The organism is Psychrosphaera saromensis, from assembly GCF_002954545.1.
GTDB classification, from domain to species: Bacteria; Pseudomonadota; Gammaproteobacteria; order Enterobacterales; family Alteromonadaceae; genus Psychrosphaera; species Psychrosphaera saromensis.
The window spans coordinates 2,284,055-2,309,752 of the sequence record NZ_MSCH01000003.1; the positions used below are offsets into that span (position 1 = coordinate 2,284,055).

The following is a 25,698-nucleotide window of genomic DNA, read 5'->3' on the forward strand; positions in this document are numbered from 1 at the left end:
ACGTTAAATGGACGGTCTAGTGCTTAAGATGCGCTAGGCCGTTTTTTTGTTTGTTAAGGAGCTCAACTTGAAATACTCATTTTCTTCTTTAGTTATACCTCTGGCTTTATATTTAGCTTCACATTCAATCATGTCAACAGCCCAAGCTAGTCTGTCAAAATCATCTGCTGAAAAAGCTAATATAAAAGCTAACATAAATGAAACGCAAATCGCCTTTATGCCAGATATCCATTTTCATGATATTTACGCAGACTTTAAAGATGGCTCATTTAAAGGGATCCCCAATAGCATCAGTGGTAAAAATGCTACCATTCGTAGTTTGTCTGCCGAGTTAAATTCCACGCGTTTATTTAATGAAAATTACTTCGCCATGTTTTCCGCATTGGACGACGCCGTATCTCGTGGCGTAAAACTAATTGCATTGCCTGGAGATTTTAGTGATGACGGCCAACCTGTGCACATGCGTGGTTTAACTAAAATTTTGGATAACTATGCCAAAGAGCATGACATTGAATTTTTTGCCGCACCAGGTAATCACGACCCAGTTAGACCTTTTAAAATCCCATCTGGTAAATCTGATTTTTTGGGTGCTGGTGGAAAAGAACAGCGCATATTCAGCCGCGGTAAAAACGAATGTAAAGGTTATGACGGTGCCAAGGCGGTTATAAAGGCTGCTGTTATAAAAAATTCGGGTATAAAAACTGACGTTAAAACAAACGCAGCATTAGACACCATTTGTAGTGAAGAAGTATCAGGCTTAGGTTACCAAGGAATAATGCAGCAACTTAAGTCTCATGGCTTTTATCCAAAACCAAATTATCACTATTGGGAAACACCTTATAGCAGCTACAACTCACATAATTATGACTATCAAACGGCACAAACCGAAAGTGTCAATGAACAGCGCGAATATGAAATATGCCATCAAGGTGCTGGTGGAAAATACAAGCAACTCAATGCTAATAAAAACAAAACGTACACAAATTGTTTTAATGTCATCGACAGTAGTTATTTAGTTGAACCAATAAAAGGCCTTTGGTTGTTAGCAATTGACGCCAATGTTTATGTGCCTAATTTTGATGCCACTGAAATAAAAGGCGCTACCGACGTAACTGATCCAAATACGTTTAAAGGTTCAAGTAGTGCGGGCTACAATAAAATGTTCACCCACAAAACTCAGGTTATAGAGTGGATAAGTGATGTGGTGAAACGTGCTAAAAAAGAAGGCAAGCAGCTTGTCGCCTTTAGTCATTTTCCTATGACAGAGTTTTATGATGGCCAAGAAGATAATGTCAAAAAGTTGTTTGACGAAAATAAATTCCAACGACCTCGTTTACCCAAAAAATCAGTAAGCCAAGCGTTAGCATCAACTGGTTTAAAGGTGCATATTGGCGGGCACATGCACATTAACGACACAGGTGTTACTCGTAATAACGACGGAAGTTTTTTGTTTAATATTCAAGCTCCATCTATCGCGGCGTATATTCCTGCATATAAATTAATGACATTAAAAGCCAATGAACAGATTGAAATACAAACTGTGGTGGTTGACGATATTCCTCGTTACTCTGAGCTGTTTGAGCATTACCGCCAAGAGCATAAAGTACTACAGGAAACAGACCCAAAACGTTTATGGAATATCGATATTCTGGCGTCTAAAAGTTATAAAGAATTTACTCAGTGGCATATCAGAGAGCTTACTAGACAACGCTTTTTACCAAAAGATTGGCCTGCAGATTTACGCAATTTATTATTTTCATTGAATGGATTAGACATGCTGGTTTTATCTCAATTAAACACGGATGTGACGATAAAGCAGTGGCAAGAAGGGCTTGTGAGTCTTGATTATTTACACAAAACACCTCAATGGACAACCGCACTTGTTAAAGCGAAAAAGCTAGTATTAGGTACAGGTTTACAAACGGAACAATTCAGTAAATGGAATGGGTTTGACTTGGCTGTCGATTTTTATCGGTTACACAATGCTGACCAATTAGCGTTACGAGATATAAGCCAACAGCGCCTAGCTCAATACTCAGTATTGACAAAAGCCCTAGCAAACAGCACGTTAGAAACAAGGTTAAAAACAACGAATGAGTTAGTAAATACTAACAAAGCGGAGTCGAATTCTAGCTTAGCGGAGTCAAATTCTGATTTAACCGAGCAAACACTAACGTCTGTATTTAAACGTCGTTTTGGTAATTTGTTTCGTTTATTTGATGGGTTTAAAAATGGAGCGCCGAGTGATCATTTTATGTTAAATCTATCGGATGGCACTATCACAGATCTTAAAAAGTAGTTAAAAAGACATTTAAAAATTGAAGGGTATATTTGCCGTTTTGATTAATCTAATTATTCAAAACGGTTTCTCTATTTAAAAAGCTATATTTCAAAAGAGCATTTATTTTAAAAGCAGTATCTCAGCTTGAAACTAGGATTCAGCTAGTAAAACATCACGCCTGTTACTTTACATATCGAGTTTCCAATCTACACTTAATTTCAATCACAAGTTAGCACATCAACACATGAGTTTATTCAGTTGTTGTATTAGGAGTATGTCATTAACATTTCTTACAATGTTGATACTTATCAGTATTTCAAAAAGAAACGTCTTATCCAGATATTTGGAGCTACAGAGTTAGTTTTATTAGTCGTTTTCATTCATCGTTTTTTTCTAGGCAATTACCTCCAATGTTTATTAGTTGGAATTACCGCCGTTATTTTATTAAGTGTTTATAAGCTAGCTAAAGATAATAAAGTTGAGCAAGGTGCGTCTGTTTTACTTTATGTACTTACTTTATTAATGATTCAGTTTATGTGGCGTTATGGCGGTTTGTACGACGAATCCGTTTTGGTATTTCCATGTATTTTAATAATGGCCGCTATGGTAGGCAGTAAGGCTGTATTCATTCGCCTTTTAGTTATTATTTCACTTTCAATTGGTCTTAATGGCTGGGTGAATAAAGAAGCTTGGTACAGCAATTCAACTCCAATTATCAGCCTAGATAACGCCTTTATTATTTTGTTGATCCTCTATTTAACCAGTTATTTTATTTGGATTTTAATTTATGACTTTAAACGTTTAGTCGACAAACTGCATATTGAAAATAACAATGCACTTGAGTCAAAACAAGAAGTAGAAAACCTATTACATCACGACGTGTTAACTGGCCTGCCAAATCGTATTATGGCTAAAGAGTTATTCCAAAAAGCCAGTTCAAAAGCCAACAGAACAAATCAAAAAATCTATTTAATGTTTATTAATTTAGATAACTTCAAGGTGATAAATGACGCGTTAGGGCATCAAGCTGGGGATGCATTATTGGTTGAGTTATCACAACGTATGTTCCAGTTAGTGCAAACCCATGACTCTGTATGTCGTTATACGGGCGATGAATTTATCGTGATTATGGAGTCGATAGAGTCAGAAGAATATGTTGCCAGTTTAGCCCATCATTTTATAGAGCAAATTCAAAAGCCTTTTTATTATTTAAACAATGAATTTATCTGCGGCAGTTCCATAGGTATTAGTACAACATCAACCGACGGTAATGAATTTGAAACCTTAATAAAATACTCCGACGCGGCAATGCATTATTCTAAATCTCAAGGTGGTAACAGTTTTCATTTTTATAATAAAGAAATGAACATCCACGGCCATGATTATTTAAACGTTGTATCTGACTTACGCAAAGCCATTGTTGAAGAGCAGTTTGTGCTCATGTACCAACCTAAAATAAACATCAAACAAAATAGAGTCACTGGTGCGGAAGCATTGATCCGATGGGAGCATCCACAAAAAGGATTAATATTCCCTGATAATTTTATTCCTCAAGCTGAAAAGTCAGGATTAATTGTAGAGATAGGCGAGTGGGCTTTAGAGCAAGCTTGCAAACAATGTAAACAGTGGCTGAATGAAGGGCTTGGAGAGTTAACGGTTGCCGTTAATGTTTCCTCTAAGCAATTAGCCAAAAAAGACTTTTATGCAAAAGTGAAGTCGACACTTTCACGCCATAAATTAGACGGTGAGTACCTAGAGTTAGAAATGACAGAGTCTTTGTTAATTGATAACTCAGATGAATTAAAGTTAACCCTTAGGAACTTACATCAACTGGGTGTGCATTTTTCAATTGATGACTTTGGAACTGGCTATTCTAACTTGGGCTATTTAAAAGAATTTGATATTGAATACTTAAAAATAGATCGTTCTTTTATTAGCGACTTAGCCTGCAATCAGAAAAATAAAACGTTAGTAAAAGCCATAATTCAAATGGCAAAAGGACTTGAGCTTGAAAATGTGGCTGAAGGCGTGGAAGACGAGCAAACGGTTAAAATATTGAAAGACTTAAACTGCGAAATTGGCCAAGGTTATTATTGGTCAAAACCAATAAAAGTAGACGAGTTTGAGTCCTTTGTTACGTCATTTAATGCTTATACCCATTAACAGTTGGAATTGTAAGTGGGGGATTTTGAAGGCGTGTTTATACTTATAAGGCGTACTGATAAGAGGAGAGCGCTAATAAGGCGCGATCTTGTTTTAACGGATAAGATAATGGAAACAGGTTCGAGATACGAGTGGCGAGTATCGAGTATCGAAAAGATTCGAGACTTAAGCTTTTACTCGTAGCTCGAGACTCGACTCTTGTTGCTAGCGCGGTATCAATTAAGTTTAATCCACATAAAACTTTTGGCTAAACTTAATCGTTTCTGTTTTATTGCCTTGTTGTACGTCTATTTCAAAGTTATATATTTCTTCATTGTCGTATTTAAGCTGAGCTAAATAGTAAGTCGCTTCGCCTTCGGTTACTTTAACAAACTCCAACTTAGTACGTTGACCCAATAAGTTTTTAGCCATGCCTGATACATAGGCATTTTGTGCTTTATCGTTATCTTTATTATCCAACACAGAAATATTTATAACCGCTAGGTATTTACTACGTTGTAGTTGGTACTGTTTGGCTATTTCAGGCTGAATAAACGAACTAGGAAAGGCAATGTAATGGATATCCCAATTACCTTTTGTGATCTTTTGTTCAGCATGACTATTAAAAGATAATAATGCTGATAGTAAAAGTATAAAACTGCTTAATAATTTCATGTTAAATCCAATACGTTTTTTTGATCAAGAACTTCTAAATAAAATCTCTACAACAGACTCTCTACAATAAATTCTTTAAAATAAAGAGCTTAGTAAATCTTGGAAACCTAATTCAACAAACTTCAAACCAATTAAAAACACCATAATACTCAAGTCAAACCCACCCATATCAGGCAAAATACGACGAATTGGATTTAACATAGGCTCTGTTAATTGGTGTAATAGGGCTTCAATTGGGTTGTAACCTTGACTAACCCAGCTCAAGATAACGCGAATTAACATCACCCAAAATATTAAATTAAGCACTTCTTTAATAATTGAAATGCTGCTGGCAATTAGGATTTGCATTGCAGGGAAACCTACGCCGTATAAAGCTTGTAACAAGGCAATTTTGGCAAAGCCAACTAACAACAATAAAACAATGCCAGCCCAATCCATGCCAGCAAAACCTGGAATAATACGTCTTAATGGTATTAACACCGGATTAGTGATTTTAACCACAAATTGACTGACCGGATTATAAAAATCGGCACGCGCCAGTTGTAACCAAATACGTAAAATGACAGCCATCATGTATAGGTCGAATAACGTTGATATTAAAAATTGAGTCGCTTGCATAACGTTCTTATTTCCAGTGTTTTATTTAAATTAAAGATAACGTGAATATTATAAAAAGTATAAGCCTTAAGTTAATTAAGGCTTATTCCTTTAGGATTATTCTCTTATGATTAAAGTTTACTCATTTCTTTCGCTCTTAATACTGCAGCATCTAACGCAGACGACACAATAGAGTCTAATTCCTTTTCATTAAATACTTTAACCGCTTCTGCTGTAGACCCGCCAGGCGAGGTTACGTTCACTCTTAATTGTTCAAAGCTATCATCACTTTGCGCGGCCATTTGCGCAGAGCCTAAAGCAGTTTGTAGTACAATTTTATCTGCCGTTTCTTGATCAAAGCCTAATTCAACTGCTTTTTCTGTCATACGTTGCATAAACAAAAAGAAGTACGCTGGTCCTGAACCCGATACCGCAGCAATGTCATCAATTTGAGACTCTTGTTTTAACCACACGGTTTTGCCAACAGCATCAAACATAACAGACGTAATTTCTTTATCTTGCTCAATAACTTCAGCCGAATATTTACTTGCGTCAGTACCACAAAATAAACCAGAAACCCCTAAACCAACCAAAGACGGAGTATTTGGCATACAACGAATAAATCTTACATTACCAATAATACCTGTGTAACGGTTTATGGTTAAACCTGCTGCAACTGTGATGATTAACTTTTGGCTAAAGTCGATACCTTGCTCAACTAAGTCAGTTAACATCGCCAACATCATTTGTGGTTTAACGCCTAAGATAATCACATCGGCTTGTTCAATAGCCGACTTATTATCTAGGTCAGTTTTAATCCCAAACTTTTGATGCAGCGCTTGTTGCTTTTCTTTAGTTCGGTTGGTGGCAATAATATTGTCTGGGTTAATACCACTATTAACCATGCCGCCGAGAATTGCGCCAGACATGTTGCCCGCGCCTATAAATGCATATGTGTGTTGCTTATTATTTATCATTAAATTCCTTTGTTTGTACTTGTTTGCATCGTACTTTTTGATTGTACTTATTTTGCTCATCGTTAAGTTTAATTGGAATTATAAATTAGCCAATAGCGCTTAATTTCGCTTACCAAATATAGCGGTACCTAACCTGACCATAGTTGAGCCACATTCAATGGCGATATCTAAATCACCGCTCATACCTAAAGACAACGTATCTACACTTGGATATTGTTGCTGTAAGTCAGAATAACAAGCCAACATTTGATTAAATTCTTGATTTAATTTTGGTCTGTTACCCATCTCGTCAGCGTCGTAATTATCCGGAATAGCCATCAAGCCTCTTAAAGTAACATGTTCTAACAAATTAATGGACTCAGCGAGCTCATTAACTTGCTCTAAACTGATACCTGACTTGTGTGGCGAGTTAGAAATATTAACTTGCAGTAACAGGTTTATATTTTTATTTAGCTCTTTAGCGTGAGTATCAATACGGTTCGCTACTTTAAGACGGTCAACACTATCAATCCAACTGGCACTTTGACAGATTATCTTAGTTTTATTACTTTGAATTGGGCCAATATAATGCCACTGAATATCCGCTAAATGACTTAATTTTTGATGTTTATCAAATAGCTCTTGAGCGTAATTTTCACCAAAAATTCGCTGCCCTGCATTATAAGCCGCAACAACATCTTCAACCGGCTTGGTTTTGCTTACCGCCATCAAAGTAACCGCACTTGCAGAGCGATTGTATTTTTGAGCAACATTTTCGATATTATTTTGGGCGTTTAACAATTGAGTTGCTATGTTATTAATATCACTATTTTTTGACATGTTCTTCCAGTAGGTACAGTCTTAACTTTTCTAGGTTTTATTTATGAATATAACCGAATTACTCACATTGAGTGTGCAGCATAACGCATCTGATTTACATTTGTCAGCGGCAACACCACCTATGATAAGAGTCGATGGTGATGTTAAGCCTCTGGACATAACAGCAAATAAAACGGACTTAAACGCGAAACAAGTTCAGTCATTAATTTACGACATTATGAACGATAAGCAGCGCAAAGAATACGAAGAAAAGCTAGAAACCGACTTTTCCTTTGAAGTCCCTAATTTAGCCCGTTTTCGTGTTAACGCCTTTAATACCCAGCGCGGCGCCGCGGCTGTTTTTAGAACTATCCCGGCAAATGTTTTATCGCTTGAGCAATTGGCCGCGCCAGATATTTTTAAACAAATAGCCAATAAACCAAGAGGTTTAGTGTTAGTCACAGGTCCCACAGGCTCAGGTAAATCAACAACCTTAGCGGCGATGATTGATTATATAAATACACAACGACAAGAACATATTTTAACCATTGAAGATCCCATTGAGTTTGTCCACAAAAACAAACAAAGCTTAATCAGCCAACGAGAAGTACACCGCGACACATTGAGCTTTTCCAACGCACTGCGTTCAGCATTACGTGAAGACCCAGACGTTATTTTAGTTGGGGAGTTACGAGACCTAGAAACCATTAGACTCGCCATGACCGCGGCTGAAACTGGACACTTAGTTTTTGGCACTTTGCATACAACATCAGCGCCCAAAACCATTGACCGTATTATTGATGTATTTCCAGGTGATGAAAAGTCGATGGTGCGCTCTATGTTGTCTGAGTCGTTACAGGCTGTGATCTCCCAAACCTTATGTAAGAAACAAGGCGGGGGCAGGGTTGCCACACATGAGATCATGATAGGTACGCCAGCCATCCGTAATTTGATCAGAGAAGATAAAGTGGCACAAATGGTTTCGTCTATCCAGACGGGGGCCAGTTTTGGTATGCAGACCTTAGATCAGAGTTTGGTTAAATTAAAGAATGAAGGGCTAATATCAATGGAAGAAGCGGTAAGTAAAGCGGTTGATAAGAGTGTTGTTGGGGGCATGAGGGCGTAGTTTTGTTTTAATAGGAAAATTTTGCGTATTAGTTTTGGTATCGTATTTTGATGAACTCTAAGGTTTCACCTTGACGGCGACCATACCTTTTTTCAACAGCCAAAAAAGGTAGGCGAAAAAGGCCGCCCGTCACCAAATATCTAATGGTATTGAACACTAACTTTTATCATCAAATACGGAAAAACATTCGTCCCTGAATACTTTCCTCAATCGGGCATCCATGCCCGCTCGATTTGAGAAAAGTTATATTCAATACAGATATTTGAATAGGGAGTAAAAGCAGAGCGAACCTGACGGTTCGCAGGTAAGAAATTGACTTATATGTTTGTACGTCTTTTTGAATGATGTCGCTAAAATAAAAAACGATCAATTAACTGAACGGATATACAGGTTTAAGTGAAAATAAGTGAATTTGTACTGTTATGGCACCTTATGTAATTTATTAAAATGGCTCGATTAAGTAGAGGTTTTTAGTAAGCTTCTGATTTTATGATAAATTATTTAAATAAAAATTTTACATAACGAGCCGATTCTTTAAAAATATGGCGTGTTATGTAAATGGCTCGTTTTCCCCAAACAAAAAAGCGATTGTTTATACTCACATCACCTGCTAAGTTATTAACATTAATAAATAAAAAAGGTTATAAGAGTGATAAATCCGCCTGTGGATAACTTCCTTTAACAGGAATTCGCGCTAATAAGCTGTTAAGTTGCTAAGGGAATCATGCCATCTCAGAAACCGTTAAAAGGTGTTGCGTACGATATTGCACATCACGCTCAAAGTGGATTAAGCTACTTGCACCCACATATGGGTGAACTATGCAAAGAAGTAGGTGTTACTGAAGCTGTCATAGATTTGATGGCAGATAACTCGTACCCAAAAGATCTGCGAGTGTATAAACCATTGAAATTAGCTATTGGCGCATTAAAAGATAAGTTTCATTCCATATTAATTAAACGTGAAATGAAATTGGAGTTCGTAAATGTTCTAAAGCTTAAATTTGTGTTTTATGCAGGTGATAATTATCTTTGCACTGTTGAGTCAATTTTGGTTAAAGCTGATGGTACTAAACATATTCAAACGGTGCAGTAGCAACTTAACAAGCTGTTCAAGCGGGACAAATTACAGTTGGCTGGTTCCGCTTCGCTTCACATTTTAGCCAACTACAACTTGCCCCTTAACAGGGCGTTAGGTGTATCAATGGATTCGAGTGTACTTCCCATTACCGTTATTGTCGCTATTTCTCTTTTTGTAATAAAAGAAGCCGTAGAATTATACCGAAGAATTATGGCTAACAGACATAAAATAGCAGCGATTAAAAAACTATTATCAAGTGAAATAGAGAAGAACAATTGGGTAGTGAAATCATTGCAGCGACATTTAAACGGTATTCAAGATGGCTGGTATAAAAGCGAATATATTATTGCTAACACATACCCTAAAGGTGTTCGTTTAGAAGAAAAAAGAAGCGATGGGGGTGGTGGAGGTTCGCCAATCTTTGAAGTGTCTACCTCAGTGTTTGATAAAATAGTTTTTGAATTGCCTGTATTGGATGCTGATTTGTTCGCTTTGGCAGAAACCGCTTATGAAGGTGTTGCTGAAATCAAACACATAACGGATAGTTTAATTGAGAATATTACTAACAAAGTGAATCATATTTCACCTGATTTCATGATTGCGTTTTGTGAGTACGCACTGGACGAACTTAATAACTCTCATACAAGTTTATGTAGCTTATATCTCAAATGTACGGGCAATGAGCTAACATCTCATAAATTGAGAACATACACCTAACAAGAACATCAAACGGAAAAATTACAGTTGACTGTTTTTCGTTCCTCAAACATTATAGCCAACTATAATTTCCGCTTATGTAAGCGTTAGGTGAGTTAATCATGCGCGTATATTATTTCACCAATGAAGAGTTTGGATTGTCAAACATTATCAATGAAAGAGTAAAGATTTCTTTGTTAGATGACTTGAATGATCCTTTTGAATTTCTTGGTGTAGATTTATCAGATAAAGAAGTTCGAAAAGCTTTTAAAGCAGCAAGGAATGAGGCTGTAAAAACAGCAGGTGTTATATGTTTCTGTAGGGACTGGAAGAATCCACTAATGTGGGGGCACTATGGAGACAAGCATAAAGGCATGTGTCTTGGATTCGACATCGATGACATACATATTAAAGAAGTTAATTATTTCCCATATATGATGGCTCCTAGCATAGACATGAATAAAGAATTTGGCGGTTTAACTGAAGAAATTGTTGAAAAACTGATGTGTACTAAATACGAAGGTTGGAAATACGAGAATGAAGTTAGGGTTCTTGTAGAGTTAAAAGAGAAAGATTCATCAGGACTATATTTCACTGACTTCAAAGGTAATATGGCGTTAAAAGAGATCTTTCTTGGACCACGTTCTAATCTTAACTTTGACCAAGTAGCAAAATAGCTTTGCTCTTACAATTCAGAAGTTAATGTATATAAATCTAGGGCAGCATTTACAAAATACGAAGTAGTAAAAGACAAGTCTAAAAGTGTGTATAAACACTCACCTAACAAGTCAAGCAAGAAGGACGTGCAAAATACGCACACCGCTTCTTGAAGCGTTATAAATCTATCGAGGAGTTTACATGTCCCTAGAGTTGGTCAGAACCATTTTTAGTGGTTTTACACTAGTATCTGTTCTTTTTGCAGTACTTAATTATTGGCTATCGAGAAAAAAGGCTAAGAATGATGCAATAGAATCGAGAGACAAAGGGATTTGTGAGCAAGCAATAATTTCTTTAGAAAGAGCTTATAGTAGTTTAATGAACGGTAAATCAGACTATTCAATGCCTGAACCTAATAGATTAAATTGGCTAACTTCAGCAAGACAAATAATGAAATTTAAGCAACTTTCGTCTATGTTAGAAACCGATTTATATAAATTAATTTGCTCAGAACACGAAGAACATTGGAAACATGAATTTTATTTATCATTTAAGGATGATTCATTTTTGCTTCCTGCATATTTTAAAGCTAATAATATTCATCTTAAGTCCGCTTTGATTATTATGAATTTTAAACAATGGTCTCCTGATGTTAAAGATCCATTAGACTCCATTGATGGTACACAATATATCAATGATGGCTATACGCTAAATGGACAACATGGCTTAGAAATTTGTATTAATGAGTCAAACGAAGATAGTTATAAGTAAACGATTTATAACAAGTCATTTAATTTCCACTTAATGAGGCGTTATACACCCTATAGGCTCAGCCATTTTAATACGTGCATTCAAAAGCCAATACAACTTACAGGCTAATTACTATAAAGAATCATACTGGCTAAGTATGATCTGCTCAGCAATTGTTTTACCTATAGCCTATTACCTCTGTTCATTTGTTTTCGTCGCCTTTGAAATTGAAAGCGATGTACCACTGAGACAATATGATCAATTAATAGTTATAACGTGCTTAATTATATGTTTAGTTATTGTTGCTATTTGTCTCTATATTGGTTGGGTATTGTCATCAAAGCTTTTTTACGGTCGTAAATTTAAAAACGGTGAAATTACTAAAGCTGAATTAACTGACATTACTTATAAAGGTCACTATCCTAAAAAGTGGCAAAAATAGAGAAACGGATGTATAACAAACGCCTTAAAGCGTCATTGCTATACAGTCACGCTTTTAGCAAACAACGCAAAAAGCCCGCCAGCGCAATGCGCATTAGGCGGGCGTTATGTGGCCTTTTGAGATCGCTCATGAATCGTGTAGAATTAAAAATAGTATTGGATGCAGAGCAAATAAAAGAGAATACTTATTCGCTTGTTGCCAAAGACTTTGATCCAAATGAAGTCACTTGCCTTCGGAAAAAGGGTGAGAGTTGGGTTGTATATTACAGTGAACGAGGTTTACAAACAGGCAAAGAGCTCTTTAAAACGGAGTCTGAAGCATGTATTCATCTCTTAGAGCTGCTTCGTTCAGACCCGACAACAAGAAGTAATTGGAAAAGCGGTTTTAGCTTATAAAATCGGTACACATAACAAGGGTTTTCAATACGGACAAATTACAGTTGGCTTTTTGTTCGTGCCTCACTTATTTTAGCCAACATATTATTTGTCTCTTAACTAGGTGTTAGCAGCCTTGGAGTAAGCTTGAAATTTCTATTACTAATATTGAGTCTTCCACTGTTGGTATCATGTGCTCCTAATAGCGTGAGCTACTTTCACCCAAAGAGTGAACACGGTGATGTGATAAATAATGGCTGTAGTCAAATTCCTAATACAGTTAGATATCAATCAGAAGCTGCCGATTATAGGATAGAATTATTCCCACATGGCGTCGCTTTGAAATTAACTCTTCAACATCAAAGCAAAGCTAGATGGATTAACAACAATTTCAATCTATTGATTGACGGTAAGAAGTACAGTTCAACCGTGAAAACTTTAGATAATCCATACCAGCGGACATACTGTGATTTCCTATTTTGGGGTTGTAGAACGTATGATATATATACTCAGATTATTAATTTTCCACTCAGTGAAGCTACAAATGTGATTTTAGAGCCTCCCAGCCCTCAAATAAATAGAGTAAAATTGAAGGTTGGTAGCATTAAATACGTTTATAAAAAATCAGTTTTATGGCAGGCAATCAACTGCTAAAAAAAAATAAAAAAACCACCCACTCAAGTTTGGTGGTTTTCAATATCGGATTTAAAGTCGCAGCTTTTATAAACGCGAGTAATAAACAATAAATAAACAAGGAGGTTGGTGTGAAGGTAATGGTTTTTGGATTTTTTAGTATCCTTATTTTAAGTGGATGTATGGCTAATCCGCGTGACAGTCTTTTGTATGAGGTTTTGCATGAGCCAACACTGAAAAATTGTATTTATGCCACTCCTGCAGATAAAAGTGATTGTGAAAGGCGTGCCAGTAACCGTAAGAGTGTAAAGTTTGGAGAATATGAAGAAGAAAGCGAGGTTATTCGTAGCACAGCTATTCCCCAAAAAACGGTTAATGAATTTTTAAAGAAAAAATTTCCTAAAAAGTCGTAAACACAAACATCACTTTTATTTTTAGATGTATTCAAATAACAAAGCTAGTTAGCGTAAGTTAATTGGCTTTTTCATTCTTATGAAACTTGTAATGGGTTTAAACTTCTATTTAGCCTTTCTTTAGTAATAATTAATTGTCACTCGTTTTGCTACGAGCAGCAAGCATTGCTATTATGTTGCACTTCATTAAAAATTAAGTATTGAATTTTATGCCAACAACGTTACTTGAACGAATTACTATTGAACCAAAATCTCCAGCTACTTCCTGTGTAATATGGTTACATGGACTAGGAGACTCAGGCGCTGGGTTTGCTCCTATTGTGCCAGTATTAGCTTTACCGGAAAATCATGGGATTCGTTTTGTTTTCCCTCACGCCCCAGAGCAAGCGGTTACGATTAATCAAGGTTATGTAATGCGTTCTTGGTATGACATTAAAAGTATGGATTTACATAATCGTGCTGATATAGAAGGTGTGTTAGCGTCTGAGAAACTGGTTAAATGCTTAATTCAAGAGCAAATTGACTCAGGTATACCTGCAGAAAAGATTATTTTAGCTGGTTTTAGTCAAGGTGGGGTTTTGAGTTTATTTACTGCTTTACGTTTTGAGCATAGCTTGGCAGGTATTTTAGCACTGTCGTGTTATTTACCGACTGCGGATAAACTACCAGAGCAATGCCATAGTGCTAACGCTGATACTCCTATTTTGCAAAATCATGGGGAACGTGACGGTGTTGTTCCTATAAGTGCAGGTAAAATTGCAAACGATTTACTTAATGCTGCTAAATATAATGTGACTTGGAAAAGCTACCCAATGGAACATTCTGTATTACCAGAGCAACTCGCGGATATTTCAGTGTGGTTACAAGCTAGGTTGCTTGCTTAAGATTTGTATAAACGGACAGCAATATTTGTTTATTTAAAATGAATATACTGTTTGACTGAAATCTTATTTGCAATCGAATGATTGCCTAAAGCCCTAAAGCCCTAAAGCCCTAAAGCCCTAAAAGCGAATGAAATAGGCATCCAGTCAAGTTTGGTTGTATGTCGGATTTAGATTGATGACGTTAAATAAAGTCTAGGTTTTATCCCTACTAGACAGGTGTTGCGCAACACGCTACACTTTTGTTATGATTAAATCATTCAAACACAAAGGTCTTAAAAAGTTTTTTGAGTCGGGCAGTAAGGCTGGTATTCAAGCTAAACATGAACGTCGACTCCGAATACAACTTGCGGCCATTGATACTGCGACTACGCTTGAAGACATTGATTTGCCAGGCTTTAGGCTACACCTTTTAAAGGGCAAACGTGATGGTATATGGTCAGTTACCGTTAATGGAAATTGGCGTGTTACTTTTGAATTTAATGACGGTAACGCTTTTATTTTAAATTATGAGGATTATCACTAATGAATATGCATAATCCGCCGCATCCGGGTGAGCTTATTTCCGATGTATATATGGAACCGTTTGGTTATAGTTGTCGTTTTGTAGCAAAACAACTTGATGTTTCTCCTTCTACTTTAAGTCGGATTTTGAAAGGGCAAAGTGGAGTTACACCTGAGATGGCATTACGTCTATCGAAAGCTTTGGGGCGCACTCCAGAAAGTTGGCTTTCAATGCAAGATAACTATGATCTTTGGCAAGTAAAAAATAATGTGAACTTAGCAAGCGTTCGTCAAATTGACTTTGCGATAGCGTAAAGGCATATAACAAGTGGAATAATAAAAGACACACTCATAATTCCATTATTCAAAATGATTAAAACATCAGCCGCAAACTTAAATAGTTACTGCGGCTTTTTGCTTCTTGGTGCGCCTAATAAAATAAACACATGACAAATGCAGACGGATAAAAATGCGCTTACGCCGAGTGCTCCGCCGTAACCATCAAAAACGGGGATTAGGTATTCAAACAGGAGTGAGAAAATAATGGATGCGCTGGTTATGGTATAAATGCCAAAGCGGTGTGGGGCGCTCATACCAATAAAAGTCCCGCCAAAGAACACGACAGCGTATAAATCAGCATTAAAACCTAATGCATCAATAATTAAATAGGCGATGATAGAAAGGGCTGCGGAAGCTCTGATACCGTCAAAGCGATTATGTCTAGCTAGGTAAAATGTTAAAAAAGCACCTAGTAGCGCCAGTATTGGGTATTCAATACTCAAAGTATTATCCCTCTGGCTAAAACAAAAATAGCCACACTGGCAAAGGCTACGCCGCCGAGTTTACCGCCAAAACCGGTAAACATATTCATTGTTAACACATATAAGCTTGCACCAATAAGCGAGATAATTGCAATTTCCCAGTAACTGGTAATTAGTTGTGTAGAGCACATGCCGGCAAAACTGCCTGCATAAATGGCAGCGTATGGATGGTTTTTATAATGTTCAGGGAACGGAATAAAAGAACCAACAAGTCCAACTAATGCTGCGGATATCACTAAAGGCAATGCAAATGTAGTATGCATTGCAAAACAGGCGACAAAGCCAAAAAAGAAAGTGATGAATTTTAACAGTAAGAATTTAATCATAAGCCTAGTAATGCAAAACCTAAATTCAAGAAATATACTTTTATATCTGTAACCCAAAATAGTGAGTTTTTTTATTGGTTAAACTTGATTTAACTTGGCAAGTTCTTCTTTAGCTTGTTCTGTATCCGCTTTTTTGTACCAAATTTTTGCTTGTTCAATATCTACAGGCTCTTTGCCTTTTCCGTAATGATAAATTTGAGCAATATTAATATAAGCTTTAGTGCGTGAAGTATTTAGCATCTTGTCAAAGTACTCAATGTTTTTAGCATATTGTATTTCATCTATGTCATACAGAGCGACTAACGTTTTGTTACGTTGTGTTTTACCCATTTTATCTGCATTAATTAAAACACTCTTTTGCTTAGTTAGATCATTTTTATAATACTTAGTGTATAAGTTAGATAGGTAGAATGTAGCGGTGGTTTCAATTTCATTAGTGGGGTTTAAGGTTAATGTTTTTTTCATGAACGCTTCTGTATTATCATAGACTAAAGTCTTCATCACACCGGTTTGTGAACCTCTATTTCCTAGAATAAGTCCAATTTCATAGATTTGATCTAAGTCATTTGATTTTAAAATATTTGAAAGGAGTAATAAGATATCTGGTATATATTCTTCTCTGTATTCTCTTCTTTTCAATAATATCCTTTTAAGATACTCAAGCTCTGTGAGCTTCTCTTCCATATAGCCTTTTTCAACCATCATGGCTTTTACTCGATCTCTGTTTATATATCCATAATAGTCATTTGTTTTCTGGTATAGGTTATAGAGATCGACTAAATCTTGTTTAGTCGCTGTTTTAATATAGACAGATTCAAGTTCTGCTGCTTTAAGCTCTAAGAAATGTTTAGAATAAAAGTTAAGAAGAGTTAACGTCGCTTTTTTATTTAGAGGGCTGTTTGCCAATTTAAGTAATTTTTCATACATTTTACGTCCATTGGGAAACGCTAACTTTTGATCATAAAACATCTTAGTTAAGGCTAGAATATCTTCTGAATTTGCATTTTCATCAATATCATCAGCCCATATTTTATATTGCTCCAAACCTTCTTTTGTAGCACCAAATTTGTATACATTACTCAGCTCTATCATTGACTTAATATCGCCTTGATTTGCTTTTTCAATTAAAGTTTCTTGAGAATTCCCAATAGAACAACCCGTTAAGAGTAAAAGTGGAATTAAGATGATTGAGGCGTAGATTTTGTGCATGTAGAGTTCTAATTTTTTGTTGTTCTTCATTTAAGATCTATTTTAACCTTAAGGATATCAAATGGTAAGTTATTTTATCTTGCGTAGGGTATCAATATCTGTATTGCTTAATGTGGTGGGGCGGACGGACAATAAAATCGAATAACAACACCTCAATTCAAGTTGCACAAAGCGTCTTTTCTAAAACAGATATAAAGTAACAGATATAAAAAAACCGCTCAGTGAGCGGTTTTTTTGTTTTAAGACTAGTAAGAATAACGAGTATTAGTCGTTATTCTTTATGCCTCTTATAGTGTTTTTGTCGTTGTAGACGTTGCACTACTTGTTGCTGATGCAGAGCCACCAGTTCTTGTAGACTTAACCACTGCTGTTCTTTCAGAGTCAGCCATTGCTGTTGGTACACCAACAGAAACTGATTCTACAGGAGTAGGCTTAGTCATTGGTGCACTTGCAAAACCTGCTGCGTTAGCTTGCGCTTTAACTGCCGCTTTTGCTTTTGGCTTAGCCGCGGCTTTCGCTTTAGGTTTAGCTGCTGCTTTAGGCTTTTCATCTGCTATTTTTGTCTCAGCTTCTACAGGAGCAGCTGGCTTTTCAGCTTTTGCTTTCGCAGGCTTTTTCGCTTTTGCTGGAGCTGCTTCAACAACGGTTTCAGTAACAACTGGAGCTTCAGTAGTAACAGTTTCAACTTTAGTTGTCTTTGTTACTTCAGCATTAGCCGTTTTACTTACTGGAGCCGCTTTAGCTTTTGGCGCTGCTTTTTTAGCAGGTGCTTTTTTAACAACTTTAGCTGGCGCTTTTACACCTTGAGCAATATTTACAATCGCTTTACGCTTTTGTTGAACCGCTTCTTGAGTGTTATTACGAATAGTACGTTTAGTCTTCATCACTTTTTTAGCAGCGACTTCATTAACGACTGCAGTATTAACTTCAACAGCTGCTGTATTCATGTCTACAACTGGTGCGTCAGTACTCGCGCTTTCTGATTTTTTAATACGTACATTTTTACGGTTACTACGACGTTGTCTACGTTCAGCATTATGCTCTTCTTTACGTTCTGGCGTTGTACGCTCAGAATTTTGAGTAGCTACAGGCTTTTTACGAGTGTCCGTGCGTGTCTCGTTACGATTGTCATTACGAGCTTCACGTGGAGCGTCTTGGTTACGACGAGTATCTTTTGGATTCGTGCGTCGAGTATCTTTTTGATCCGTACGTGTTGTGTTATCACGTTTTTCGTTACGTTCGTTTGGTTTTCTTTCACCAGAGCGAGCGTTACGAGGACGGTTCTTTTGATTGCCACCACGACGGTTCTCGTTTTTACCTTTGTAATTACTATTACGGTTTTTATTTTGAGGCTTCGGCTTTTCTTCCTTAGCAAATAAAGAACTTACCCATTTAACCGCTTTTGATATTAAGCCAGGTTGTTTAGGTTTGTCATTACTTGAAGATGCAGCTGCTTTTGGCGCCGCAGCTTTAGGAGATGCAAAACCTTTTAGTACAGGCTCTTCAATTTCTTTCTTAGATAAAGGAATAATCTCTTTAGTTAACTCAGTCTCTTCTGGACGAGTCACTAATTTAAAGCTTGAGTCTGCAATATCTTCGTCAATGCGTACACGTACAACATCATAATGTGGCGTATCCATATGGATGTTAGGGATAACCATGATGTTAACTTTGTTGTTGTTTTCAATGTGACGAATAGAGTCACGTTTTTCATTCAACAAGTATGAAGATACAGGCACTGGAACTTGTGCTTGGATTTGAGCCGTGTTGTCTTTAATCGCTTCTTCTTCAATTAGACGAAGAATTGATAACGCTAACGACTCATTACTTCTTACAGTACCTTGGCCATCACAACGAGGACAAGTATGTTGACTTGCATCACCTAGTGAAGGACGAAGACGCTGACGAGACATTTCTAGTAAACCAAAACGGCTAATTTTGCCGATTTGAACACGAGCTCTATCTTGTTTAATGCTGTCTTTTAAACGGTTCTCAACATCACGTTGGTGTTTAGGCGGAGTCATATCGATAAAGTCGATAACTAACAAACCACCTAAGTCACGTAAACGTAATTGACGTGCAATTTCTTCTGCTGCTTCTAAGTTTGTGTTTAGAGCCGTCTCTTCAATGTCGCTACCTTTGGTCGCTTTTGAGGAGTTGATATCAATAGAAACTAGCGCTTCTGTCGGGTCAATAACAATTGAGCCACCAGATGGTAATCTAACTTCACGTTGGAAGGCAGATTCAATTTGGCTTTCAATTTGATAATGAGTGAACAGTGGAACTTCACCTTGATACAGCTTTACGCGTTCAATGAAGTCAGGTCTGAATAATTCGATGTGACCGCGAGCTTCGTTATAAACGTTTTGGTTATCAATTAAGATTTCACCAACATCACGTTTTAAGTAATCACGGATAGCACGGAATACAACATTACTTTCTTGGTGGATTAAGAAAGGAGCAGGCATACTTTCTGATGCTTGCTGAATAGCTTCCCAATGTAATAGTAGGGCGCCTAAGTCGTATTCTAATTCTTCATAAGATTTACCAACACCTGCGGTACGAACGATTAAGCCCATGCCTTTTGGTAATTCTAATTTGTTTAATGCTGATTTAAGCTGCGTTCTTTCATCACCTTCAATACGACGAGAAATACCACCGGCACGAGGATTGTTTGGCATTAATACCAAATAGCTTCCTGCAACACTGATAAAGGTAGTTAAGGCTGCGCCTTTTTGACCACGTTCTTCTTTGTCGATTTGAACGATTACTTCTTGTCCTTCCTTTATCACTTCTTTGATATTTGGACGGCCAGAAAATTTGTAATCTGATGGAAAATAGTTACGAGCTATTTCTTTGAGAGGTAGGAATCCATGACGATCTGCGCCATAGCTTACGAAAGCCGCTTCTAAACTCGGCTCTACTCGTGTAATTATTCCTTTATAGATGTTGGCCTTTTTTTGTTCATGACCTGGACTTTCAATATCCAAATCATATAACTTTTGACCATCAACCAATGCAACACGCATCTCTTCTTGTTGCGTGGCATTAATTAACATGCGTTTCATTATATGTAACTCTTCTTTTATCAAAGGCCACAATTCGCACGTTTATATCTGCACTTTCTAAACACCTCGGCGCTGTATAGTTTCACAACTATTGCTTACTGTATTTCAATCATCACGATTGTAATCAAGGATACTGGATTCTATTTTTAAGAATTCTTCGGTGCCTTTAGCATATAAACGCTATTGGAATTCGTGGCACTGGTTAAGTTAACGCCTCTAAATTTCGACTGGTCTGAACGGTTAAAGTAGAGGGTAATATGATACTCGCATTACCTTACTTAGTTGGCGTGGAGGTTTGAAGCTTTTTGGTCTGCCAGTAATATGTACATGGCTTTATCTATTAACTCTGATATGATCGTGTCTTCAAACCCTGCTCCGTTACATGACTCTTATGTTCATTACCTGAGGCAGTTCAATCAGTTGCTTTATATTCTAAAGCGCCGTTATTATCGGTCGCAAATGCAGATATAGCAACTGAATTAATAGTTTATTTATATAAATGTTAAATTAATGACTAGTGAAAGCCAAAAAATGCCTGAAAATGAAATAAATTATCCAAAAGTTCAACAAGTTGAAATCGACGAAACTTATGTTGGACAGAGGATTGATAATTTTTTAATCACTCGATTAAAAGGTGTACCCAAAAGTGTAATTTATCGAATTATTCGCAAAGGCGAAGTTCGAGTTAATAAAGGCAGAATTAAGCAAACCTACAAACTGCAATTAAATGACATTATTCGCGTTCCTCCTGTTCGAGTTAGCCAAGACACACAACCGGCAATATCGGACAAGTTACAAGCGGTGCAAGACCTTGAAAAATCCATCATTTATGAAGACAAAACGTTAATCGTGTTAAACAAACCTTCTGGCATGGCGGTTCATGGTGGCAGTGGTTTAAAATTTGGTGTGATTGAGGCGATGAGAGCGTTACGCCCAAGAGAAAAAATGATGGAGTTGGTGCATCGTTTAGACCGAGATACCTCTGGCATTTTGTTAATAGCTAAACGCCGTTCAGTTTTGGTTGCCTTGCATGAGCAATTACGTATCAAAACCATGAACAAGGTTTATTGGGCATTGGTAAGAGGGCAGTGGAGTGCGAGTCAGCGTTCGGTTCAAGAACCTTTATTGAAAATCAACACCAAATCAGGTGAGCGCATTGTGGTGGTTAACCGTGAAGATGGTAAAAAGTCATGTACTTTGTTCGAGGTTATTGAAGAGTTTGATGGTGCCACGTTAATAGAAGCAAGACCGCAAACGGGCCGTACTCATCAAATTCGTGTGCATACCGCTTGTAAAGATCATCCAATTGCTTGTGATGATAAATACGGCGACAGAGAATTTGATAAGCTAGTTAAAAAAGCGGGCATTAACCGACTATTTTTACACGCTAAAGAGATCTCGTTCTTTCATCCAGTGTCGGAAACCACGGTGCATTTTGAAGCGCCATTAGATCCTGTATTGGAAAAGGGTTTAGAAAAATTAAAAGTGTTAATTCCTCAAACTAATACAGTTGGAGTCTCAGAATAAAAGTCCTTCCTAGGATATGCGTGCAAAATAAGCTTTATATATAAGATGTGTAAACGAACATGGTTGTGATTTGCTGTTATAAGCGAGTTACAACCAGGTTCTTATTCTTTAAGTCATTCGACTGTCAGTTGCCAAGCTCAGCTCCTTATTTAGAAATCACCCCTTTTGAAGTCATTGCTAAAGTCATTCATAACAGCATTAGTAACGCTATTAGTCACAAAATGGTCATACTCAAATGTTACATTGCCGATAGATGTCCTTTTATCTTAATAACGTAGGTTAATGTGTCGTATACAACCTCATGGCTTGAAGAAATCACTCGTTTAATATTAGACCGTAGTTTAACCATAGTATTCCAACCTATATTTGATGTTAGTGAAGAGTCTATTCTCGGTTATGAAGCATTAACTCGTTTACCCCCAGACTCACTTATTAATAATCCAGAGCATTTATTTAACCTTGCTAATAAAGTCGGCATGTTATCCGAATTAGAATTGCATTGTCGCAAGCTGGCGATTAATCGTTTTGCTCAACTGAAACTCAATGGTTTGTTATTCTTAAATGTCAGTCCCTGCACATTATCTCAAGCCGATCATCCAAAAGGTGAAACCTTAAACTTGTTAAAGTGCGCAGGAATAGCGCCAGATAGAGTCGTTATTGAGATAACCGAACAGTTTGAAGCAAAAGATAATCAAATATTAAAACAAAGCTTAGAGCACTATCGTGAATTGGGATTCAAAATAGCAATTGATGACTTAGGCACAGGGCATTCCGGATTAAAACAATGGTCAGAGCTTAGGCCTGATATTGTAAAAATTGATCGGTATTTTATTAGTGGTTGCCATCAAAATATTGTTAAACGTGAATTACTCAGAACTATTTTTGAACTAGGCACCGCGACAGGCGTGTCTATCATTGCTGAAGGGATAGAGCTTAACGAAGAGTTTTTGTTATTAGAAAAGATGGGAATGCAGTTTGCCCAAGGCTTCTTATTATCAAAACCAGCTGAATTTCCTGATGTTGGTTTACCAGACGGATTAAGCTTACGCCATATAGGGCCTAATAAAATCATCAAAGATAATAATCTTTTTGAATTAGAAAAGTTAATCACCTATGTAATGCCTGTTTCAATCGATGAAGTTTGCTCCGAGGTATATCAGATATTTAAGAAGTCAGCCCAAATACAGTCTATTGCTGTAATCGATCAAAACCAGAAACCAATTGGGGTTATTTACCGCGACACTTTAGCCGAAATCTTTTCGTCAGATTACGGTCACGCGCTTTATGATAAAAAGCCAATAACCAATTTAATGAGCAACTTACCCTTTATTGCTGATATATCCGCTTCAATAGATGATGTGAGTAATTTAGTTACCGACAATATCCATTTTGATTTAAGACCTGAGTTTATTGTGGTGGATAACGGTAAATATGTAGGCGTTGCGAGTATTCGTTCGTTATTGAAAATTATGACGGAACAAAAAATCCAACATGCTCAACACGCCAACCCATTAACTATGTTGCCGGGTAATATAGTGATTGAACAAAAAATCATGCAGTTACTCGCCAATAAGCAAACCTTCTCTATGGCATATTTTGACTTAAATCATTTTAAACCTTTCAACGACTTATATGGATACGGGGAAGGGGATGTGGTGATCCGCCTGGTGGCCGATGTATTATCTAAAGTTTGCAGCAAGGCGTTTGTTGGACATGTAGGTGGTGATGATTTTGTGGTGTTATTTCAATGTGCAGATTCAGAATTTGACTGCAAAAAAGTATTAGAAATATTTGAACAAAGAATTAATAGTATTTTTAAACCCGAACATTTAGCCCAAGGTGGTTACTTTTCTGTTAGTCGTAAAGGTAATAAAGAGTGGTTTTCATTAATGTCATTATCCTGTGGCATCATTCATCCGAACGTTAATATTGTACAATCTCATTTAGATGTGGCGAATTTAGCCTCGGAAGCTAAAAAAATGGCAAAGAAAATGAAAGCAGGGGAAGTTTATATACAACCTACATTAAATATTAACGTGGCGAGTGAATTAGACGGCAGTCGAGCGTAGAGGATACGTATTAGTGGTGACAACTGAGAGATGATAGCAATTAAGTAACGGCTAATTAAGCAGTGCTGTCAGCACCGACTGCTTTGTCAGCACACCTTGTACTGACAAACGCTATTAATTAACCGCTATATATAGCTATTGCTGATTCAGCTTATAGTGATATTTATCGCCAAGCTACTTGGCTTGTTGATTTTTTAAAACCGAATAGCCAAACTTCTCCAATAAGCCTACTAATTTAATAAGTGGCAATCCAACCAGCGTATTTGGATCGTCGCCCACCAATTTTTCAAACAAACAAATCCCTAATGCTTCACTTTTAAAGCTACCAGCGCATTTGTATGGCGTTTCAGCGATAAGATAAGCTTCAATGTCTTCTAACGTTAATTGTTTGAAGTAAACCTCAAACGGTTCAACTAAAGAGTGGGTTTCACCTGTGTCACTGTTAATAACCGCTAGCCCAGTTAAAAACGTTACCTTATTACCAGAGAACGAAGACAGCTGTTTAATGGCGTTTTCGTGGGTATGAGGTTTACCTAATATAGTGTCATTAAATAAAGCAACTTGATCTGAACCGATTACTAACGCATTATCGTGTGCGTTTGCAACCGCCTGTGCTTTTGCAATGGCTAATCGTTCTACTAACTGATGAGCAGTTTCATTAGGTAGAGCAGTTTCATCTACTTCTGGTTTTGCAGTTTGGAAAGATAAATTAAGTTTTTCTAAAATTTGTTTTCTAAATTCAGAAGTGGAACCTAGAATGATAGTTGGTTTTTTTTTCATAAATAGCTCAAAAAAATAGCAAAGTGGTTAATAAGTAAAATATTTTGAAGAAGTTTAGCTTTTTTTACACTTTCATACTATTTTCTTTTGACTATGTTGCTCAGTAACTATAATATGCGCGCCCTATGCAAAAGATGAAAATTCCAATATCAATCGAACCAGCAAAAGCTGCGTTAAAACGAATGACCATAAACGGTATTATCGTTAATGGTGAACTGTCTCGTTTGGCTGAAGTGGCTGATGTGTTAGATGAATACTTGGACGTAGCTATTGAATGTGGTATTGATCCACAGGAATTAGTTTTTGTTCGAGGCAATGCTTCAGCCAATCTAGAATTGCGTTGTCAGCGTTGTGGCAATGGTATAAAAATGAATGTTTCGACTGAATTTTTATACACGCCTGTGCGTCGAGGTCGTGCTGCTGAAGAGAGCGATGAACAGATACCGGATGCATACGAAGAAATCGAGTTAAATGAATTTGGTGAAATTAACCTTGTTCAATTGGTCGAAGACGAATTAATGCTGGCGTTGCCGATTGTAGCAATGCATGAACCAGAAGATTGTTCGATTACAGAAGACGACATGACATTTGGGGAGTTAGCGCCAGAAGCAATGGACGAAGAAAAATCTAATCCATTTGATATATTGAAAAATTTAAAGAAATAATTTAAAGAACTAGGAGACGGCTAATGGCAGTTCAAAAAAGTAAGAAATCCCGTGCTAGACGTGGCATGCGTCGCTCACATGATGCATTAACTACTGAGCATTTATCTGTAGATCAAACGACTGGTGAAACTCACCGTCGTCATCATATGACAGCAGACGGCTACTATAAAGGCCGTAAAGTAATATAAAGTAAGTTTAGGCTACTTTAT

At 36.9% G+C, this 25,698-nt stretch carries 26 protein-coding genes; 17 read left to right on the forward strand and 9 right to left on the reverse strand.

Annotation, left to right across the window (positions count from 1 at the left end; translation table 11 throughout):
• Positions 1–67 precede the first annotated feature (67 nt).
• A complete protein-coding gene (locus tag BTO11_RS10305; protein ID WP_219846465.1) occupies positions 68–2,299 on the forward strand; it encodes a metallophosphoesterase family protein in 2,232 nt (743 codons plus the stop codon).
• 504 nt (positions 2,300–2,803) lie between these two features.
• Positions 2,804–4,444, forward strand: coding sequence for a putative bifunctional diguanylate cyclase/phosphodiesterase (locus BTO11_RS10310; protein ID WP_105052519.1), 1,641 nt, complete (start codon positions 2,804–2,806; stop codon positions 4,442–4,444).
• Positions 4,445–4,669: 225 nt separating this feature from the next.
• On the opposite strand, the gene BTO11_RS10315 is transcribed toward BTO11_RS10310, so the two are convergent.
• The 4 genes from BTO11_RS10315 to BTO11_RS10330 all read right to left on the reverse strand — a co-directional run bounded on the left by BTO11_RS10315 (position 4,670) and on the right by BTO11_RS10330 (position 7,491).
• On the reverse strand, positions 4,670–5,098 hold the full coding sequence (locus BTO11_RS10315; protein WP_105052520.1) for a DUF4426 domain-containing protein: 429 nt from the start codon (positions 5,096–5,098) through the stop codon (positions 4,670–4,672).
• A 75-nt stretch (positions 5,099–5,173) separates the two neighbouring features.
• Positions 5,174–5,716 carry a YggT family protein gene (locus BTO11_RS10320; protein ID WP_105052521.1) on the reverse strand — a complete coding sequence of 181 codons (543 nt, stop codon included), beginning with the start codon at positions 5,714–5,716 and terminating at the stop codon, positions 5,174–5,176.
• 110 nt (positions 5,717–5,826) lie between these two features.
• The gene (proC, locus tag BTO11_RS10325; protein WP_373295210.1) at positions 5,827–6,672 is read right to left on the reverse strand and encodes a pyrroline-5-carboxylate reductase; all 846 of its coding nucleotides are present in this window, start codon (positions 6,670–6,672) and stop codon (positions 5,827–5,829) included.
• 99 nt (positions 6,673–6,771) lie between these two features.
• Positions 6,772–7,491, reverse strand: a complete 720-nt coding sequence (locus BTO11_RS10330) for a YggS family pyridoxal phosphate-dependent enzyme (RefSeq protein WP_105052522.1) — start codon at positions 7,489–7,491, stop codon at positions 6,772–6,774.
• A gap of 43 nt (positions 7,492–7,534) precedes the next feature.
• Between BTO11_RS10330 and BTO11_RS10335 the strand changes: the two genes are divergently transcribed.
• The 11 genes from BTO11_RS10335 (at position 7,535) to BTO11_RS10390 (ending at position 15,339) form a co-directional block, all read left to right on the forward strand.
• Positions 7,535–8,596 carry a type IV pilus twitching motility protein PilT gene (locus tag BTO11_RS10335; RefSeq protein ID WP_105052523.1) on the forward strand — a complete coding sequence of 354 codons (1,062 nt, stop codon included), beginning with the start codon at positions 7,535–7,537 and terminating at the stop codon, positions 8,594–8,596.
• Between the two features lie 724 nt (positions 8,597–9,320).
• Positions 9,321–9,689 (forward strand): hypothetical protein, encoded by a 369-nt coding sequence (locus BTO11_RS10340; RefSeq protein WP_105052524.1) that lies wholly within the window; start codon positions 9,321–9,323, stop codon positions 9,687–9,689.
• Between the two features lie 108 nt (positions 9,690–9,797).
• A complete protein-coding gene (locus tag BTO11_RS10345) occupies positions 9,798–10,391 on the forward strand; it encodes a hypothetical protein (protein WP_105052525.1) in 594 nt (197 codons plus the stop codon).
• Positions 10,392–10,492: 101 nt separating this feature from the next.
• On the forward strand, positions 10,493–11,047 hold the full coding sequence (locus BTO11_RS10350) for a DUF2971 domain-containing protein (RefSeq protein WP_105052526.1): 555 nt from the start codon (positions 10,493–10,495) through the stop codon (positions 11,045–11,047).
• Between the two features lie 181 nt (positions 11,048–11,228).
• The gene (locus tag BTO11_RS10355) at positions 11,229–11,798 is read left to right on the forward strand and encodes a hypothetical protein (RefSeq protein WP_105052527.1); all 570 of its coding nucleotides are present in this window, start codon (positions 11,229–11,231) and stop codon (positions 11,796–11,798) included.
• A 549-nt stretch (positions 11,799–12,347) separates the two neighbouring features.
• Entirely contained in the window at positions 12,348–12,614 is a 267-nt protein-coding gene (locus tag BTO11_RS10365; RefSeq protein WP_146105479.1) for a hypothetical protein, read from the forward strand.
• A 126-nt stretch (positions 12,615–12,740) separates the two neighbouring features.
• A complete protein-coding gene (locus BTO11_RS10370; RefSeq protein WP_105052530.1) occupies positions 12,741–13,247 on the forward strand; it encodes a hypothetical protein in 507 nt (168 codons plus the stop codon).
• A 110-nt stretch (positions 13,248–13,357) separates the two neighbouring features.
• The gene (locus BTO11_RS10375) at positions 13,358–13,639 is read left to right on the forward strand and encodes a hypothetical protein (protein ID WP_105052531.1); all 282 of its coding nucleotides are present in this window, start codon (positions 13,358–13,360) and stop codon (positions 13,637–13,639) included.
• Between the two features lie 209 nt (positions 13,640–13,848).
• Positions 13,849–14,523 carry an alpha/beta hydrolase gene (locus BTO11_RS10380; RefSeq protein WP_105052532.1) on the forward strand — a complete coding sequence of 225 codons (675 nt, stop codon included), beginning with the start codon at positions 13,849–13,851 and terminating at the stop codon, positions 14,521–14,523.
• 244 nt (positions 14,524–14,767) lie between these two features.
• A complete protein-coding gene (locus BTO11_RS10385; RefSeq protein WP_105052533.1) occupies positions 14,768–15,046 on the forward strand; it encodes a type II toxin-antitoxin system RelE/ParE family toxin in 279 nt (92 codons plus the stop codon).
• A complete protein-coding gene (locus BTO11_RS10390) occupies positions 15,046–15,339 on the forward strand; it encodes a HigA family addiction module antitoxin (RefSeq protein WP_105052534.1) in 294 nt (97 codons plus the stop codon). Before BTO11_RS10385 ends, BTO11_RS10390 begins: the two co-directional genes overlap by 1 nt.
• 86 nt (positions 15,340–15,425) lie before the next feature.
• Here BTO11_RS10390 and BTO11_RS10395 read toward each other — a convergent pair whose 3' ends face one another.
• From BTO11_RS10395 to rne, 4 genes are all read right to left on the reverse strand, one after another.
• Complete coding sequence (locus BTO11_RS10395; protein ID WP_105052535.1) at positions 15,426–15,806, reverse strand: hypothetical protein; 381 nt, start codon at positions 15,804–15,806, stop codon at positions 15,426–15,428.
• Positions 15,803–16,171: a hypothetical protein gene (locus BTO11_RS10400; RefSeq protein ID WP_181135886.1), complete on the reverse strand. Its 369-nt coding sequence runs from the start codon at positions 16,169–16,171 to the stop codon at positions 15,803–15,805. The genes BTO11_RS10395 and BTO11_RS10400 overlap by 4 nt, the downstream gene beginning before the upstream one ends.
• Positions 16,172–16,249: 78 nt before the next feature.
• Complete coding sequence (locus tag BTO11_RS10405; protein WP_146105480.1) at positions 16,250–17,410, reverse strand: SEL1-like repeat protein; 1,161 nt, start codon at positions 17,408–17,410, stop codon at positions 16,250–16,252.
• A 257-nt stretch (positions 17,411–17,667) separates the two neighbouring features.
• Positions 17,668–20,448, reverse strand: coding sequence for a ribonuclease E (rne, locus tag BTO11_RS10410; RefSeq protein WP_105052537.1), 2,781 nt, complete (start codon positions 20,446–20,448; stop codon positions 17,668–17,670).
• A gap of 531 nt (positions 20,449–20,979) precedes the next feature.
• Between rne and rluC the strand changes: the two genes are divergently transcribed.
• Both rluC and BTO11_RS10420 read left to right on the forward strand, forming a co-directional pair.
• A complete protein-coding gene (gene rluC, locus BTO11_RS10415) occupies positions 20,980–21,975 on the forward strand; it encodes a 23S rRNA pseudouridine(955/2504/2580) synthase RluC (RefSeq protein ID WP_105053734.1) in 996 nt (331 codons plus the stop codon).
• 284 nt (positions 21,976–22,259) lie between these two features.
• Entirely contained in the window at positions 22,260–24,044 is a 1,785-nt protein-coding gene (locus BTO11_RS10420) for a GGDEF domain-containing protein (protein WP_105052538.1), read from the forward strand.
• A 174-nt stretch (positions 24,045–24,218) separates the two neighbouring features.
• Here the strand turns inward: BTO11_RS10420 and BTO11_RS10425 are convergent, their stop codons facing one another.
• On the reverse strand, positions 24,219–24,824 hold the full coding sequence (locus tag BTO11_RS10425) for a Maf family protein (protein ID WP_105052539.1): 606 nt from the start codon (positions 24,822–24,824) through the stop codon (positions 24,219–24,221).
• A 125-nt stretch (positions 24,825–24,949) separates the two neighbouring features.
• Between BTO11_RS10425 and yceD the strand changes: the two genes are divergently transcribed.
• Positions 24,950–25,489, forward strand: coding sequence for a 23S rRNA accumulation protein YceD (yceD, locus tag BTO11_RS10430; protein ID WP_105052540.1), 540 nt, complete (start codon positions 24,950–24,952; stop codon positions 25,487–25,489).
• A 23-nt stretch (positions 25,490–25,512) separates the two neighbouring features.
• Positions 25,513–25,677, forward strand: coding sequence for a 50S ribosomal protein L32 (gene rpmF / locus BTO11_RS10435; protein WP_105052541.1), 165 nt, complete (start codon positions 25,513–25,515; stop codon positions 25,675–25,677).
• Positions 25,678–25,698 lie beyond the last annotated feature (21 nt).

Coding starts and splice junctions, on each gene's coding strand:
- rne (WP_105052537.1), bottom strand. CDS start 20,448: ATGAAACGCATGTTAATTAATGCCACGCAACAAGAAGAGATGCGTGTT.
- proC (WP_373295210.1), bottom strand. CDS start 6,672: ATGATAAATAATAAGCAACACACATATGCATTTATAGGCGCGGGCAAC.
- BTO11_RS10330 (WP_105052522.1), bottom strand. CDS start 7,491: ATGTCAAAAAATAGTGATATTAATAACATAGCAACTCAATTGTTAAAC.
- BTO11_RS10345 (WP_105052525.1), top strand. CDS start 9,798: ATGGATTCGAGTGTACTTCCCATTACCGTTATTGTCGCTATTTCTCTT.
- BTO11_RS10340 (WP_105052524.1), top strand. CDS start 9,321: ATGCCATCTCAGAAACCGTTAAAAGGTGTTGCGTACGATATTGCACAT.
- BTO11_RS10400 (WP_181135886.1), bottom strand. CDS start 16,171: ATGATTAAATTCTTACTGTTAAAATTCATCACTTTCTTTTTTGGCTTT.
- BTO11_RS10350 (WP_105052526.1), top strand. CDS start 10,493: ATGCGCGTATATTATTTCACCAATGAAGAGTTTGGATTGTCAAACATT.
- BTO11_RS10320 (WP_105052521.1), bottom strand. CDS start 5,716: ATGCAAGCGACTCAATTTTTAATATCAACGTTATTCGACCTATACATG.
- BTO11_RS10385 (WP_105052533.1), top strand. CDS start 14,768: ATGATTAAATCATTCAAACACAAAGGTCTTAAAAAGTTTTTTGAGTCG.
- BTO11_RS10355 (WP_105052527.1), top strand. CDS start 11,229: ATGTCCCTAGAGTTGGTCAGAACCATTTTTAGTGGTTTTACACTAGTA.
- BTO11_RS10380 (WP_105052532.1), top strand. CDS start 13,849: ATGCCAACAACGTTACTTGAACGAATTACTATTGAACCAAAATCTCCA.
- BTO11_RS10335 (WP_105052523.1), top strand. CDS start 7,535: ATGAATATAACCGAATTACTCACATTGAGTGTGCAGCATAACGCATCT.
- BTO11_RS10405 (WP_146105480.1), bottom strand. CDS start 17,410: ATGAAGAACAACAAAAAATTAGAACTCTACATGCACAAAATCTACGCC.
- yceD (WP_105052540.1), top strand. CDS start 24,950: ATGCAAAAGATGAAAATTCCAATATCAATCGAACCAGCAAAAGCTGCG.
- BTO11_RS10390 (WP_105052534.1), top strand. CDS start 15,046: ATGAATATGCATAATCCGCCGCATCCGGGTGAGCTTATTTCCGATGTA.
- rluC (WP_105053734.1), top strand. CDS start 20,980: ATGCCTGAAAATGAAATAAATTATCCAAAAGTTCAACAAGTTGAAATC.
- BTO11_RS10365 (WP_146105479.1), top strand. CDS start 12,348: ATGAATCGTGTAGAATTAAAAATAGTATTGGATGCAGAGCAAATAAAA.
- BTO11_RS10425 (WP_105052539.1), bottom strand. CDS start 24,824: ATGAAAAAAAAACCAACTATCATTCTAGGTTCCACTTCTGAATTTAGA.
- rpmF (WP_105052541.1), top strand. CDS start 25,513: ATGGCAGTTCAAAAAAGTAAGAAATCCCGTGCTAGACGTGGCATGCGT.
- BTO11_RS10310 (WP_105052519.1), top strand. CDS start 2,804: ATGATTCAGTTTATGTGGCGTTATGGCGGTTTGTACGACGAATCCGTT.
- BTO11_RS10315 (WP_105052520.1), bottom strand. CDS start 5,098: ATGAAATTATTAAGCAGTTTTATACTTTTACTATCAGCATTATTATCT.